The following is a 14,541-nucleotide window of genomic DNA, read 5'->3' as shown; positions in this document are numbered from 1 at the left end:
GCCGGCTTTGGTTTGCATCAAAGTGTCTCCAGCCTGAGCCGGATGGCGGCGCCGATGCCATTGGCGTCGAGGCCGCAGCCGGCCAGCAGCAGGCCGGGGTCGCCATGCTCGATATAGTCGTCCGGCAAGCCCAGTTGCAAGACCGGGGTCTGCAGGCCGAGCGCCTCCATCACTTCGACGCAGGCAGAGCCGGCGCCGCCCATGATGGCGTTTTCTTCCACCGTGACGATCAGTGCATGGCGGGCGGCCAGTTCGGCGATCAGCTCGCGGTCAATCGGCTTGACGAAGCGCATGTCGGCCACGGTGGCATCCAGCGCTTCGGCGGCAGCCAGGGCCGGGGTGACCATGCTGCCGAAGGCCAGGATGGCGACCTTGCCCTGACCCTGGCGGCGTACGATGCCGCGCCCGAGCGGCAGAGCCTGCATGACCGTCTCGATGGGACGGCCCGGGCCGGTGCCGCGCGGGTAACGTACCGCGGTCGGGCTATCCAGCATGAAGGCGGTATACAGCATCTGGCGGCATTCGTTTTCGTCCGAAGGCGTCATGACCGTCATGTTCGGGATGCAGCGCAGGAAGGAGATATCGAAGGATCCGGCATGGGTCGGTCCGTCGGCGCCCACCAGTCCGGCGCGATCGATGGCAAAGACCACCGGCAGGTTCTGCAGCGCCACGTCGTGAATCAACTGGTCGTAGGCGCGTTGCAGGAAGGTCGAATAGATGGCCACCACCGGCTTGATGCCGTCACAGGCCAGGCCGGCCGCAAAGGTGACCGCATGTTGCTCGGCAATGCCGACATCAAAGTAGCGCTCAGGGTATTCGCGGGCAAAGCGCACCAGGCCGGAGCCCTCGCGCATGGCCGGGGTAATGCCGACCAGCCGCTTGTCGAGTGCCGCCATATCGCACAGCCAGTCACCAAAGATCTGGGTGTAGGCCGGCTTGCCATCCTTCTTGCCGCCGGCGAGGCCGTTGGCCGGATCAAAGCGGGTGACGCCGTGATAGGCCACCGGGTCATTTTCCGCCAGCTTGTAGCCCTGCCCCTTCTTGGTGACGATGTGCAGGAACTGCGGACCCTTGAGGTTTTTGATATTGCTCAGCATGTCGACCAGGGCATTCAGGTCGTGGCCGTCGATCGGGCCGAGGTAGTTGAAACCGAACTCCTCGAACAGCGTGCCCGGCGTGAACATGCCCTTGACGTGCTCTTCCACCTTGCTGGCGATTTCCTTCATCGGCGGCACCATGCCGAGCACCTTGCTCGAACCGCTGCGCATGGCCGAGTAGAAGCGACCGGACAGCAGACGCGAGAAGTAGTGGTTGAGCGCGCCGACGTTGGGCGAAATCGACATGTCGTTGTCGTTGAGCACCACCAGCAGATCGACCTCCATGTCGCCGGCATTGTTGAGCGCCTCGAAGGCCATGCCTGCGGTCATGGCGCCATCGCCGATCACGGCGATGCTCTTGCGCTCGATGCCTTGTTGGCGTGCCGCGACCGCCATGCCCAGCGCCGCACCGATCGAAGTCGAGGAGTGGCCGACACCGAAAGTGTCGTACTCGGATTCTTCACGCTTGGGGAAACCGGCCAGGCCGCCTTGTTGACGCATGGTGTGCATGCGCGCCTTGCGGTTGGTCAGGATCTTGTGCGGGTAGGTCTGATGCCCCACATCCCACACCAGTCGGTCATGCGGCGTGTCAAAGACGTAGTGCAGGGCAATGGTCAGCTCGATGCTGCCCAGATTGGAAGCCAGATGGCCGCCGGTCTTGCTGACCGATTCCAGCAGGAAAGCGCGCAACTCGCTGGCCAGCTGCGGCAACTGCTGGCGGGTCAGCCGCTTGAGGTCGGCGGGGGTGTCAATGGTGTCTAGCAACGGGTACATGGTCGTTCTGTTCGTGTGCGTTAGAACGAGCGGGCGACGATATAATCGGCCAGCTCTTTCAGGCGTTGGGCATCGGGGCCGAAGTCCGCCAGGGCGGCAAAGGCATCGTCACGCAGCTCGCGTGCAAAGCGTTTGGCTTCGGAGAAGCCCATCAGACTGACATAGGTGGGTTTGTCATTGGCGGCGTCCTTGCCGGCGGTCTTGCCCAGAGTCTGGGTGTCGGCCTCGCAGTCAAGGACATCGTCGACCACCTGAAAGGCCAGACCGATGCATTTGGCGAAGTGGTCCAGCTTGTGTTGCTGTTCATTGCTCAGCGCACGGCCGGCACGGGCGCCCAGCAGTACCGAGGCTCGGATCAGGGCGCCGGTTTTCAGCATGTGCATGTATTCCAGCTCCGGCAGCGACAGTTGCTGCCCGACACTGGCCAGATCGATGGCCTGACCACCGGCCATGCCGGCCTGACCGGAGGCCTGCGCCAGCGTGGCGACCATCGACAGCTGGGTGGCGGCCTCGACGCCCGGCAACGGCGTGGCCAGCAGCTCGAAGGCCAGCGTCTGCAGGGCATCGCCCACCAGCAGGGCATTGGCTTCACCATAGGCCACGTGACAGGTTGGCTTGCCTCGGCGTAGCACGTCGTTGTCCATGCAGGGCATGTCGTCATGCACCAGCGAATAGGCGTGGATCATCTCGATGGCGGCGCCGATGCGCAGCAGGTTGTCCTGCCCGGCGCCAGTCAGTGCGCCGGCGGCGCAGACCAGCAGCGGCCGCACGCGCTTGCCGCCTTCCAGCGTGGCGTAGCGCATGGCCTGGTGCAGTTCGACCGGTGCACAGTTTTCGGATGGCAGCGTGTGCGCCAGCGTGCGCTCGATTTGCTGCTGAATGTCGGTCATCCAGCCGAGAAATGGCTCAGGCACCATTTTTCAGCTCCAGCGGCTTAAGTTGACCTTCTTCCAGCACTTTCAGCTGGCCTTCGGCATCGGACAGCTTGCCCTGGCAGAACTTGAGCAGTTCGATACCGTCCTTGTAAGCCGTCAGCGCCGCATCCAGCGGCATTTCGCCGCCTTCCATGGCCTGAATGATGCTTTCCAGCTCGGCCAATGCAGATTCGAAGCTCTCCGGCGTCTTGGCGGATTTGGCCATCAGAAGTCCCTTGCGCGATGTGGTTGGCTCGCGCGCGTAGCGCGAACGGAAACGGCATATTTTATGCCCATCTACTGAGCTGTGCCAGATAACAATGATTTTTGTTGGGGTGGCGGTCAGCGCCCGACGTCGGGGCGTACCGAGTTCGCTTGTCCACAGGGCCGGCTGCGCCAGTAACCCGCCAGCAGCGAGCCCGACAGATTGTGCCAGACCGAGAACAACGCCCCCGGCAGAGCGGCCAGTACCGAGAAATAAGTCTTGCCCAGCTGGGCGGCCAGACCGGAATTCTGCATGCCGACCTCGATGGCCAGCGTGCGGCATACCGATTCGCTGAAGCCCAGCAGGCGCGCCCCCCAGTAGCCACAGAACAGTCCGGTCAGGTTGTGCAGCATCACGGCCAGGATCAGCACCGGTCCGACACTGGCGATGTTTTTCTGGCTGCCGGCGACAATGGCGGCGATCAGCAGCACGATGGCCGCCATGGAGACCAGCGGCAGCGCCGGCTCGATGCGTCGTACCAGCGGGGCGGCAAAGCGGTGAGCCAGCACGCCGAGGCCAATGGGCAGGATCACGACTTGCAGGATGCCCAGCAGCATGCCGAGGATGTCGACGCTGATCGAGGCATCAATGTAGAGCCGAGCCAGCAGCGGGGTGGCAAAGACGCCGACCAGGGTGGAGAGCGCCGAGACAGTGACCGAGAGGGCCACGTCACCACCGGCCAGATAGATGATGACATTGGAGGCTGTACCGCTGGCCACGCTGCCGACCAGCACCATGCCGGCGGTCAGCTCCGGGGACAGGTGAAAGGCACGTGCCAGCAGCCAGGCGGCCAGCGGCATGATCAGATAATGCAGACCAATGCCTGCCAGCACCGGTGCCGGACGCTGCAGGACACGTCGGAAATCTGCTGCCGTCAGGGTCAGGCCCATGCCGAACATGATCAGGCCGAGCATCAGCCCGGTATGCGGCAGCAGGGGGGTGAAGCGGGCGGGCAGCATGAATGCCACCAGCGAAAGCAGGATGGCCCAGAGCGGAAACAGTCGGGTCAGGGTACGGGTCATGAGACAGTCCGGATGAAATCGGGTCGGACATGATGCCACGAATCCCGGGGCGGGACACGCGGCACCCTACGTCGGCGATCTGTGAAGCTAGTGAGACAATGATTTATTGGGCGGGTTGCGGTCTCAGCAGCGACAGTACCACCGAGCCGCCCAGCAGCAGGAAGACCACCAGCAGCGACCAGCCGGCGGCGATGTGCAGCCAGTTGACCAGCAGCATCTTCAGGCCGATGAAGCACAGAACCAGTGCCAGACCGATCTGCAGCAGATGAAAGCGGTCGAGCATGCCGGTCAGCAGGAAGAACAGCGCGCGCAGACCGAGAATCGCCAGGATGTTGGAGGTCAGCACGATGAACGGATCGAGTGTCACGGCAAAGATGGCCGGAATGCTGTCGACGGCAAACACCACGTCCGACAGCTCGATCATCACCAGGCACAGCAGCAGCGGGGTGGCGTACAGCATGCCGTTGCGCCGGGTAAAGAAGGCCTCGCCCTCCAGCCGGTCGCTCAGGCGCATGTGGCGCCGCAACCAGGCCAGCAACCGGCTCTGGCTCAGGTCCGGGTCGCTGTCATTGCCCTTGAGCATCTTGATCCCGGTCAGCAGCAAAAAGGCCCCGAACAGGTACAGCACCCAGGAGAACTCCGCCACCAGTGCGGCGCCCAGGCCAACCATCAGTGCGCGCAGCACCAGAGCCCCCAGGACACCGTACAACAGCACCTTGCGCTGGTGTTCGGCCGGGACGCCGAAAAAGCCGAAAATCACCAGGAAAACAAAGATGTTGTCCACGGCCAGTGCTTTTTCGATGACGTAGCCGGTAAAGAACTCCAGCGCCTTTTGCCGGGCAATCACCGGCCCGACCGCCGGGTCATGTGCCAGCCAGGCCCACAGGCCGAATCCGAAGGCCAGTGCCACGCTGAACCAGACCAGACTCCATCCCAGCGCCTCCCTGGTGGTCACCCGGTGAGGGCCCTTTTGCTTCAGCGCCAGCATGTCGAGGGCGATCATGCCAAGGACCATCACAAAAAACAGCAAATAGAACAACGGGGATCCGACCGAAGGAACGGAACTGGTCATGAACAAGACTCTCCAGAGATAATCAGGCAACATTCTGCAAACGCAGTCAGACTTTACCATTGAACAAAGGTTCTTTCTTCATCATGAATAAAACCATTCTCATCACCGGCTGCTCCAGCGGTATTGGTTATCACTGCGCCAAAGCCTTGCAGGCCAGGGGTTGGCGGGTGCTGGCGACTTGTCGCCGGGCCGAGGATGTGGCGCGGTTGCAGGGGGAGGGGCTGGAGGCGCTGCAGATGGATGTTGATGATTCGGACTCACTGCGTGCCGGCGTGGAAAAAACCCTGTCGCTGACTGGCGGCAGGCTCGATGCCCTGTTCAATAATGCAGGCTTCGGTCAGCCGGGGGCGGTGGAGGACATCGGTCGCCAGGCCATGCGAGCCCAGTTTGAAACCAATGTGTTCGGCGCCTGGGAACTGACCAATCTGCTGCTGCCGGTCATGCGCCGGCAGGGACATGGCCGCATTCTGTTCACCAGTTCCATTCTCGGTTTTGCCGCCATGCGCTATCGCGGCGCCTACAATGCCAGCAAATTTGCGCTGGAAGGGCTGTGTGACACCATGCGGCTGGAGCTTGCCGGTTCCGGGGTGGCGGTGGTGCTGATTGAACCGGGGCCGATTGCCACTCCGTTTCGCGACAATGCACTGGGGCACTTTCTGCAGCAGGTCGATCCGACGCGCGGGGTGCATGCCGACTCGTATCGCAGTCAGCTCGATCGCCTGCAGCGCGTCAGCAAGCCGACCCCCTTCACCGAAGGCCCCGAGGCGGTGTTTGCTGCCGTCTGGCGCGCGCTCAACGCCCGTCATCCGGCAGCGCGCTACCGTGTGACCCTGCCCACCAAGGTTTTCTGGTACCTGAAGCGGCTGCTGCCAACCCGCTGGCTGGATCGTCTGGCCGCCCTGGCAACGTAAAAAAACAACCACGGGGTCAGGTCTTGTATTTTGCATCGAGACGCAAAATACAAGACCTGACCCCGTGGTGGCGACTGTGGCAGTCCGGGGGGGTGAATCGGCTCACCGGATTTTGCCTGGTCAGGTTATAATCGTCCCATTTTTCCGAATTTTCCAAGCGCACAAGTAAACATGGAACTTGCCAAGAGCTTTGAACCGGGCGACATCGAGCGTCGCTGGTACCAACACTGGGAACAGGCCGGCTATTTTCAGCCGAGCATGGACCTCTCCCGTCCGTCTTTCTGCATCCAGCTGCCGCCGCCGAATGTGACCGGCACCTTGCACATGGGCCATGCCTTCAACCAGACCATCATGGATGGCCTGACGCGCTATTACCGCATGCAGGGCCACAATGCGGCCTGGATTCCGGGAACCGACCACGCCGGGATTGCCACTCAGATCGTGGTGGAACGCCAATTGGGCGAGCAGGGCGTTTCGCGTCATGATCTGGGCCGCGACGCGTTCATCAGCAAGGTCTGGGACTGGAAGGGTGTGTCCGGCGGCACCATCACCTCGCAAATGCGTCGTGTCGGCTGCTCGGTCGACTGGTCGCGCGAGTATTTCACCATGGACGACACCCGTGCCGAGGTGGTGACCGAGGTGTTCGTGCGCCTGTTCGAACAGGGTCTGATCTACCGTGGCAAGCGACTGGTCAACTGGGATCCGAAGCTGGGTACCGCCGTCTCCGACCTGGAAGTGGAATCGGTCGAAGAAGACGGCCATATGTGGCATATCCGTTACCCGGTGGTGGGCAGTGACGAATCCATCGTGGTGGCCACCACCCGTCCGGAAACCATGCTCGGTGACGTGGCGGTGGCAGTGAGCCCGACGGATGAACGCTATGCACACCTGATCGGCAAGATGCTGGTGCTGCCGCTGACCGGCCGCCAGATTCCGCTGATCGCCGACGAGTATGTCGATGCGGCCTTCGGTACCGGCTGCGTCAAGATTACCCCGGCGCATGATTTCAACGACTATCAAGTCGGCAAGCGTCACAACACGCAGCTGATCAGCGTGCTCAATCTGGATGCCACGCTGCGTGCGCGTGCTGAAGTGTGGGGCTTTGAAGGCGAACAGTTCGACGCCATCGACCTGCCGGCGGCGTATGCCGGTCTGGATACCCGTGCGGCACGCAAGGCGCTGGTAGCCGATCTGGAGGCTCAGGGCTTCCTGGTCGAGGTCAAGCCGCACAAACTGATGGTGCCGCGTGGCGACCGTACCGGCTCGGTGATCGAACCGATGCTGACCGATCAGTGGTTTGTGGCCATGACCCGCGTGGGCAAGGATGATCCGACCGGCAAGTCGATTACCCAGAAAGCCATCGATGCGGTGGAAAGCGGGGAGGTCCGTTTTGTGCCGGAGCAGTGGGTCAACACCTACAACCAGTGGATGAACAATATCCAGGACTGGTGCATTTCGCGTCAGCTGTGGTGGGGACATCAGATTCCGGCCTGGTACGATGCCGACGGCAAGGTCTATGTGGCGCGCGATGAAGCTGCGGCACTCAAGCTGTCCGGCGGCAAGCCGCTGACCCGCGACGATGACGTGCTCGACACCTGGTTCTCGTCGGCGCTGGTGCCGTTCTCCACGCTGGGCTGGCCGGCCGAGACCGATGCGCTCAAGGCCTTCCTGCCGTCCAATGTACTGGTCACCGGTTACGAGATCATTTTCTTCTGGGTGGCGCGCATGATCATGATGACCACCCACTTCCTCGGCAAGGTACCGTTCCGCGACGTGTACATCCACGGTATCGTGCGCGATCACGAAGGCAAGAAGATGTCGAAGTCCGAGGGCAATGTCATTGACCCGGTGGATCTGATCGACGGTATCGATCTCGAGCGTCTGGTAGAGAAGCGCACCACCGGTCTGCGTCGTCCGGAGAAGGCACCGCAGATTGCCACGGCGACCAAGAAGCTGTTCCCGGAAGGTATTCCGGCCTACGGGACCGACGCCCTGCGCTTCACCATGGCCAGCTATGCCTCGCTGGGGCGTTCGGTCAACTTCGACTTCAAGCGCTGTGAAGGCTATCGCAACTTCTGCAATAAGCTGTGGAATGCGACCCGCTTCGCCATGATGAATCTGGAAGGCAAGGACTGCGGCCAGGACGAGTCGCTGCCGCTTGAGTTCAGCTTTGTCGACCAGTGGATCATCGGTCGTCTGCAACAGGCGGAAATCGATGTGACCGAAGCCCTCAATACCTATCGCTTCGACCTGGCCGCCCAGGCGATTTACGAGTTCATCTGGAACGAGTATTGCGACTGGTATCTGGAGCTGGCCAAGGTTCAGCTGCAGCAGGGCAATGAGGCGCAGCAGCGCGCCACACGCCGCACGCTGGTGCGGGTGCTGGAAGTGGCCCTGCGCCTGACGCATCCGATCATGCCCTTCATCACCGAAGAGCTGTGGCAGACCGTGGCCCCGCTGGCCAATGCCAAGAAGACCGAGTCGATCATGCTGGCCGGCTGGCCGATCGCTCAGCCGGAGAAGATTGATGCTGCGGCCAGCGCGCGCATGGCTGAGTTCAAGGACCTGGTCAATGCGGTGCGCAATCTGCGTGGCGAGATGGGGCTGTCCCCGGCACAGAAGGCACCGTTGTTTGTGGAGGGCGACGCAGCCCTCAATGACTTCCTGCCGTATCTGAAGCCGCTGGCCAAACTGTCCGATGCCGCGGTCGTGGCGCAATTGCCGCAGGACGATGCCCCGGTGGCCATCAGCAACGGTGCCCGCATGATGCTGAAGGTGGAGATCGACCGCGAGGCTGAAGCGGCCCGTCTCAACAAGGATCTGACCAAGACCGAGGCGGAGTACGCCAAGCTGATGGCCAAGCTGGAAAAGCCGGGTTATGTCGATCGTGCGCCGGCGCATCTGGTTGAACGTGACCGTGCGCAGCAGGCCGAGCTGGAAGCCCGTCTGACCAAGGTGCGCGAGCAGCTGGCCAAGCTTGGCTGATCACGCCCCCCCGAAACGGTTCCCTGTCGCCCCGGTGATTCATCACCGGGGCTTTTTGTTGTTTCAGGCATTGCCCTCATGGCACATGAACGTCATCTGTGAGCCGATATAAACCAGATAACTGTTGGTGCCGAGCGGTTCAAAAGTCAGGTTCAGGGCACTGCCCGGGCTGGGCAGCGGTGCCAGCCAGACCGGTAAAGGCTGGTCGGTCTCCTGTTTGCTCTGATTGGCCCTGACGCGCAGGCGCAGGTCATGTCCTTCCTGAAATTCCTTGTCGAACTGGATTTCCCGCCATCGGTGTTCAACCTTGTCGTCGATGGCGACCCGCGAGTCGATCAGGATGCTGCCGGCGTCAATCCAGAACACCACGCTGCCACTGGTTTGTTGTCCACCAGGGGCATCACTGCGAAACAGCTGGTTGTTGTCGGCAAAGCAGCGCCCGCGCGGGTAGGGCGGATTGAGATGCTGTTTGTGCCAGGCTGCGATCAGTGCTGGGATCAGGGCCAGTAATACAAGTGTGAAGTACAGGATTCGGTATCCAGGGCGATCTGGGTTGGGCAGGCGGCAATCCATTCGGCATTTCCTCTTTTGATGTAGTAAATGAAAGGCTGTGACGGCGCCACGGATCGGACCAGTTGCGTGAGGTGGGTTCGATCTACCGTTGTCGTGCTGACATGCACGTAGACGGTGCGGCTCCCCACTTGCATCAGTGGACGGAAAACTGGCGGTTGCAGCGGTTGGTAGCGCCAGGCCACCAGATAAGCGCAGCCGATGAGCAGTAGACAAAGCATCCTCAGCTGAAAGCGACGTTGCGATTTGGGCGCCATGGGCTCAAGTGCCAGCGCCTCTCCCTGGAAAAGAACCCCATGCCTTGGAATCGTTTTGATCTGGGCAGGGTCCAGCCCAATCTCGCTGAAGCGGTCGCGCAGCAGTTTGACCAGCTGGTGGTAGCTGTTTTCAGCCACGATCATGCCGCGCTGATGCCATACGGTTTCAATCAGTTGTTCCTTGCGTGAAACACCATTTAATAATGCCTGCAATAAAATATTGCAGTTGGCATTCAGCTCGTACATTTTCTTTTCACGCCTGGCATATATTTTTCCGCATGACGGCCAGTATTCAAAATGACCATTCAGTAAATATCCAGGTTTGTTTGGCTTTTGTGTCTCCTTTTTCATGAATTTTGTTTTCAGCTCATGAATGAAATGAGTGATATTGGCCATTTTGATTTTCTCTGCTTGGTGTTATTCCCGCCTTCTCCGAATGTTTGACGTTGGTCATTTCAGGGTTTTACTCCGGTTTCTGACCTGGTCCTGGCGTCCGTATGCCTAGATCACGGAGGATTCTGACCTCTGCCTTGCGGGATCTCAGCTGATCATGAGAAAGGATGTGCATTGTTTGAATCAGAATTTTCTTGCCTTTTGGCTTGGTGAATTAAATATCAGCCATATTGATTTTTGCTGACGGAAAAATCATTATTTTAAATAGGATTTAATTTCGATTTCTGAGTGGGGTGTCGTACATTTTTCCAGGCCAACAGGCTGTTATCTCAACGGGCCTGACTATTGCCCGTATAGGGTGATGCAGGCCACTTTGATCAGGAAAATTTATGACTAACCGTAAACTCTCATCTCTGCTGGCGACGCTTATGTTGTCTGCCTTCGCGCTTCAGGCTCAGGCACAGGAAGCGACATTCAATATCGAGTCAGACGTGGACAGCCAGATGATGGCGTATACCCATAACAGCACCACGCTGGATACCCATATGCCAGACATGGGTTATTCGCCAGTGAGCAAGACCTTTTCTCCGTCCACCATGCGGCTCGACTTCCAGACCACGGATCCCACCAAGGGTCTGGCCGTCACGTTGATCAATAACACCGGTCTGGTTGGTCGTTTCGATCCAGCCAACACCGCGGCGACCACCATCAGCTTCAATGGTGTCGCCATGACGACGGGCACGGCGATCACGCTGACCAAGGACCAGATGGCCTGGACGGTTCATGGCGCCGGTGGCGAAAGCAAGGCGGGCTTTCCGCTGACGGTGGCCGCCAATGGGCCGGTCACGGTCTCGGACGAGTATCACGGCAACTTCACCGTTCAGTTTGCAGTGGACCTGTAATTCCACGCTCCGACTTCATTCAAAGAAAGAAACCATCATGCGTTACATGAAAATCTCGGCCGTGCTTGGCTTGTTGCTGGCGGGTGCGTTTGCTGCTTCTGCCCAGGCGCAGGAAGCCACCTTTGATGTCATGGCTCAGTCCGATATCTCGGTCTATGCCTACACCCACGGCACCAGCACGCTCAACACCCAGATGCCACCGCTGACCTACACCCTTGCGACTAACAAGTTCGGTATTTCCAGCCAATTGCTGGATGTCTGGACTTCGGACAAATCCAAGGGCATCAAGGTTGAACTGGGTGCCCAGCCGGTGCTCACTGGCCAGAATCACGGTGGAGCGATCCCGCTGCAAATCAAGTTTGGTGGTCAGCCGTTGACGGTTGGCAATGACGTTTCATTCGATGCCACCACCATGGACTGGGTGGCCAATGGGACGCAAGGCACGACCAAGGTGCCGTTGTCACTGGATGTGACTTCTAGTGCCACCAGCCCGGCGGCGGATCACTACGTTGGCAGCTTCATCGTCAACTTCAAGATGGGTGCCTGAGTGCCCTGATGTGGCCCGGCCGGTTGCCCGGCCGGGATCCGTTGCTGTTGGTATGGAGTCATCCGTGCAATGAATACCTGTTTTCCACGCATGCTGAACGCCAGGACGGGTTGGCGTCCGACACGCCTGACGCTGGCCTTGTTGCTGGCCTATTCGGTCGGCGTCCGTGCGGCACCACCCGGTTTTGAGGCGCTGGAAAAGCCCCATGAAGAGATTCTGGACGTCATGTTGTTCGGTCGCTCACTGGGGCAGGAGCCCGTGCATTTATCAGCGGACAGCGTGCAGTTTGATCATCCACAAGCACTGCTGAGCAAAATCAAGCTGCGGCCCGAGTCGCGTGGCCTGGTGCTGCAATGGTTGTCGGTGGCGTTGCCGCGTCATGATGAGCTGACCTGCGCGGCACAGTATCAGGCTGCGGGTTGTGGCACGATTTCCGCACCCCGACAGGCCGAGGTGATCTACGACGATGCCGAGAGCCGCTTGTCGCTGTTCCTGCCCGGAGATGTCTTGGCAGTGGATGGTAATGAAAACCCGCACGGTGCCCGACTGTATCAGCCTGATCCGGACGCTTCAGTCGGCCTGGTGCACGAGCAGCGCTTTCAGGCGGTACAAAGCCAGACCGGCAGCAGCCGCAACCAGGTGATGTCTGCCTTTGGTAACGGTGCACTGGGCCTGGGGGACCGGGGTTTTGCGGGTTTGCGCTGGCAAGGAAGCCATGATCAGAGTGGCGGCAGCACCGACAATGATTTTGATGTCACCGACCTGTATCTGCGCGGTGATCTGAATGAACGTATGTATCTGCAGGCCGGACGCATGGGGGCGCAGGATCTGTATGGCCCTCTCGGCGGATCGCAGTCATTTTCCTTCCTGCCGATTCCGGTCATCAGCGGGGTGCGGATCGGCTCCTCGCGCAGTTATATCAATGCGAGTAATGACTTTACCGCCAGCAGCCTGCCGGTGGTGCTGCAGAATAATTCTCGTGTCGATCTGTATCGCGGCAAGCAGCTGCTGCAATCTTACGTTCTTGCTCCTGGCGCACATTTACTGGACGCCTCGCGGCTGCCGGATGGCAGTTATCCCGTCACCATTCGCGTCTTCGAGGGAGACCGGCTGGTGAATGAGCAAACCCTGCCATTTACTCGTCGCAGCGGCTTACAAGCGCCGGGCCTGGATGGCTTTGATGGTTTTCTCCAGGCGGGCGAACTGCGTACTCAGGATAGCGTGGCCGATGCCAATGGCCGACAACGCGATGATGAGGTGTTTCAGGCCGGGGCGCGCATTCCGCTGGGGCGCTGGCCGGCCAGCCTGACGCTCGGATTTTCGTCTGACATGATCGCGCGTTATGGCGAGGCCGGGCTCAGTTGGTCGAACAGCACCGATTGGGGCACGTTCAATGGCCAGTTGTCTGCCTTTGCCGGCAACAACGGTGTTCGTGGTGTGGCGCAAAATTTCAGCTGGTCGATGCCGGATGGCGGGATGGGGGCCTCGCTGTATCAGACCCGCTCCTGGGCACCGGCCTGTGGTGCCGAATACTCTCCGTTGCTGGGAGTCAAGGGCTGCAATCAGTCACTGACAGCTTCCCTGTCGTTCAATACCGGCAAATGGGCCTGGGCTGCGCTCTACACCCACAGCGACTATGACGGTGTCGATGTCGAGCAACAGCCGGATGACCCTTATACCTGGCCGCCCGGTCCGATTGTCCGCGGGATCAACGATGTCAGCCGAAGTTATCAATTGACTGCAACCCGCAGCTTTAACTTTGGGCGGCTGGTGGTGAATACCAGTCTGGGGCTGACGCAGAACAGCTATAACGATGGTCGCAGCCGCCATGGCGCCTTCCTGAGTTTCAATGCCAATCTGATGCCGGATGCCACCCTGAGCAGTGCCGGCCATGCCAGCAATACCGCGCTGGATTATCGCTATCAGGGTGGCAGCGATCGTGCGAGCCATACGCTGGGCGTCACACACAGCGAGAGCTGGTTGAACGGCAGTTACCGTGCCTGGAGCGTCAGCGGCGATGCAGGCAGCGATGGCTCGACAGACGCGACGCTCAGTGGCGATTACAACGGTCAATACGGCCATGGCGCGGCGACCCTGCTGGGCAATAGTGGCGGCGGCAACGATTCGTCCTCTCTCAGTCTGAGTTATGACTCCTCTTTCAGTGTCAGTCACAAGGGCCTGGCCTTCGGTGCGGCACCCAGCAGCGCCGGACAGCCCCCTGCCGCGGTGGTGATCGATCTGCCGCCGATCGGTAACGAATCCATGTTGTTGTTGCAAACCAGTAACGGAAACTATGACGCATCTGTTGGCCATGCTATCAGCGTGCCGGTCGACGGCTATTCGGTGGCCTCCGTGAACGTCAGTGAGGCAAATGAAAACACCGTGGGCAATCTGTCGCTCGGAGCGGGACGCAACTATTCAGGCTTCCTGCTGCCAGGCCATGTCTACGATGAAACCCTGCAAGGCCATGCCAGCTACACCTATATCGGCCGTCTGCTGCGTGATGGCAAACCGTTTGCCGGTGCCTTGCTGTTGGGGAGCAGTAGCTCGGTCAGCTCGGAAGTCGGTGGTTTTTCTCTGTTGATGGATCGGCGTGATGCCGGACTGGTGTATGCCTGGGCTGAAGCCGGTGGTCTGTATCAGTGCAAGGTCGTGCAACACCGGGACCGAGCTGACGTGGTCTTCGTTGGCAGTCTGGCCTGTGAGCCAGTGGATGTGGCGACCGCGCCGGCCGAGGTAGCTGCCCGGATACAGGCATGGCAGCAGACAGCCGAGTCGCCGCCTTCTGATTTGCCGGCCAGTCCGGCGTCCTGATGTCTTCCCTACATTTCA

At 60.3% G+C, this 14,541-nt stretch carries 12 protein-coding genes; 5 read left to right on the top strand and 7 right to left on the bottom strand.

Annotated features, from left to right (window positions below; translation table 11 throughout):
• Positions 1-17 precede the first annotated feature (17 nt).
• From dxs to JNO51_RS10000, 5 genes are all read right to left on the bottom strand, one after another.
• Positions 18-1,871: a 1-deoxy-D-xylulose-5-phosphate synthase gene (dxs, locus tag JNO51_RS10020; RefSeq protein ID WP_215776633.1), complete on the bottom strand. Its 1,854-nt coding sequence runs from the start codon at positions 1,869-1,871 to the stop codon at positions 18-20.
• 20 nt (positions 1,872-1,891) lie between these two features.
• Complete coding sequence (locus JNO51_RS10015; protein ID WP_215776630.1) at positions 1,892-2,788, bottom strand: polyprenyl synthetase family protein; 897 nt, start codon at positions 2,786-2,788, stop codon at positions 1,892-1,894.
• Complete coding sequence (locus tag JNO51_RS10010; protein ID WP_215776628.1) at positions 2,778-3,011, bottom strand: exodeoxyribonuclease VII small subunit; 234 nt, start codon at positions 3,009-3,011, stop codon at positions 2,778-2,780. The genes JNO51_RS10015 and JNO51_RS10010 overlap by 11 nt, the downstream gene beginning before the upstream one ends.
• Positions 3,012-3,127: 116 nt before the next feature.
• Positions 3,128-4,072: a bile acid:sodium symporter family protein gene (locus JNO51_RS10005; protein WP_215776626.1), complete on the bottom strand. Its 945-nt coding sequence runs from the start codon at positions 4,070-4,072 to the stop codon at positions 3,128-3,130.
• Positions 4,073-4,175: 103 nt separating this feature from the next.
• Positions 4,176-5,144, bottom strand: coding sequence for a TerC family protein (locus JNO51_RS10000; RefSeq protein WP_215776623.1), 969 nt, complete (start codon positions 5,142-5,144; stop codon positions 4,176-4,178).
• A gap of 83 nt (positions 5,145-5,227) precedes the next feature.
• On the opposite strand from JNO51_RS10000, the gene JNO51_RS09995 reads away from it, so the two are divergent.
• Together JNO51_RS09995 and JNO51_RS09990 are read left to right on the top strand one after the other, a co-directional pair.
• Positions 5,228-6,055 carry an SDR family NAD(P)-dependent oxidoreductase gene (locus JNO51_RS09995; protein WP_215776621.1) on the top strand — a complete coding sequence of 276 codons (828 nt, stop codon included), beginning with the start codon at positions 5,228-5,230 and terminating at the stop codon, positions 6,053-6,055.
• A gap of 171 nt (positions 6,056-6,226) precedes the next feature.
• Positions 6,227-9,040: a valine--tRNA ligase gene (locus tag JNO51_RS09990; protein WP_215776619.1), complete on the top strand. Its 2,814-nt coding sequence runs from the start codon at positions 6,227-6,229 to the stop codon at positions 9,038-9,040.
• A 63-nt stretch (positions 9,041-9,103) separates the two neighbouring features.
• On the opposite strand, the gene JNO51_RS09985 is transcribed toward JNO51_RS09990, so the two are convergent.
• The gene (locus tag JNO51_RS09985; RefSeq protein ID WP_215776616.1) at positions 9,104-9,613 is read right to left on the bottom strand and encodes a hypothetical protein; all 510 of its coding nucleotides are present in this window, start codon (positions 9,611-9,613) and stop codon (positions 9,104-9,106) included.
• On the bottom strand, positions 9,538-10,263 hold the full coding sequence (locus JNO51_RS09980) for a hypothetical protein (RefSeq protein WP_215776612.1): 726 nt from the start codon (positions 10,261-10,263) through the stop codon (positions 9,538-9,540). The genes JNO51_RS09985 and JNO51_RS09980 overlap by 76 nt, the downstream gene beginning before the upstream one ends.
• 386 nt (positions 10,264-10,649) lie before the next feature.
• Between JNO51_RS09980 and JNO51_RS09975 the strand changes: the two genes are divergently transcribed.
• The 3 genes from JNO51_RS09975 (at position 10,650) to JNO51_RS09965 (ending at position 14,523) form a co-directional block, all read left to right on the top strand.
• Positions 10,650-11,162: a CS1 type fimbrial major subunit gene (locus JNO51_RS09975; RefSeq protein WP_215776610.1), complete on the top strand. Its 513-nt coding sequence runs from the start codon at positions 10,650-10,652 to the stop codon at positions 11,160-11,162.
• 37 nt (positions 11,163-11,199) lie between these two features.
• Complete coding sequence (locus JNO51_RS09970) at positions 11,200-11,709, top strand: CS1 type fimbrial major subunit (RefSeq protein WP_215776608.1); 510 nt, start codon at positions 11,200-11,202, stop codon at positions 11,707-11,709.
• 69 nt (positions 11,710-11,778) lie between these two features.
• Positions 11,779-14,523 carry a TcfC E-set like domain-containing protein gene (locus JNO51_RS09965; RefSeq protein WP_215776605.1) on the top strand — a complete coding sequence of 915 codons (2,745 nt, stop codon included), beginning with the start codon at positions 11,779-11,781 and terminating at the stop codon, positions 14,521-14,523.
• Positions 14,524-14,541: the final 18 nt, after the last annotated feature.

The sequence above is a fragment of the Paludibacterium sp. B53371 genome, from assembly GCF_018802765.1.
Taxonomy (GTDB): Bacteria; Pseudomonadota; Gammaproteobacteria; order Burkholderiales; family Chromobacteriaceae; genus Paludibacterium.
Note: the sequence above shows the minus strand (reverse complement) of the source record. Positions and strands in the feature narration are given on the sequence as shown.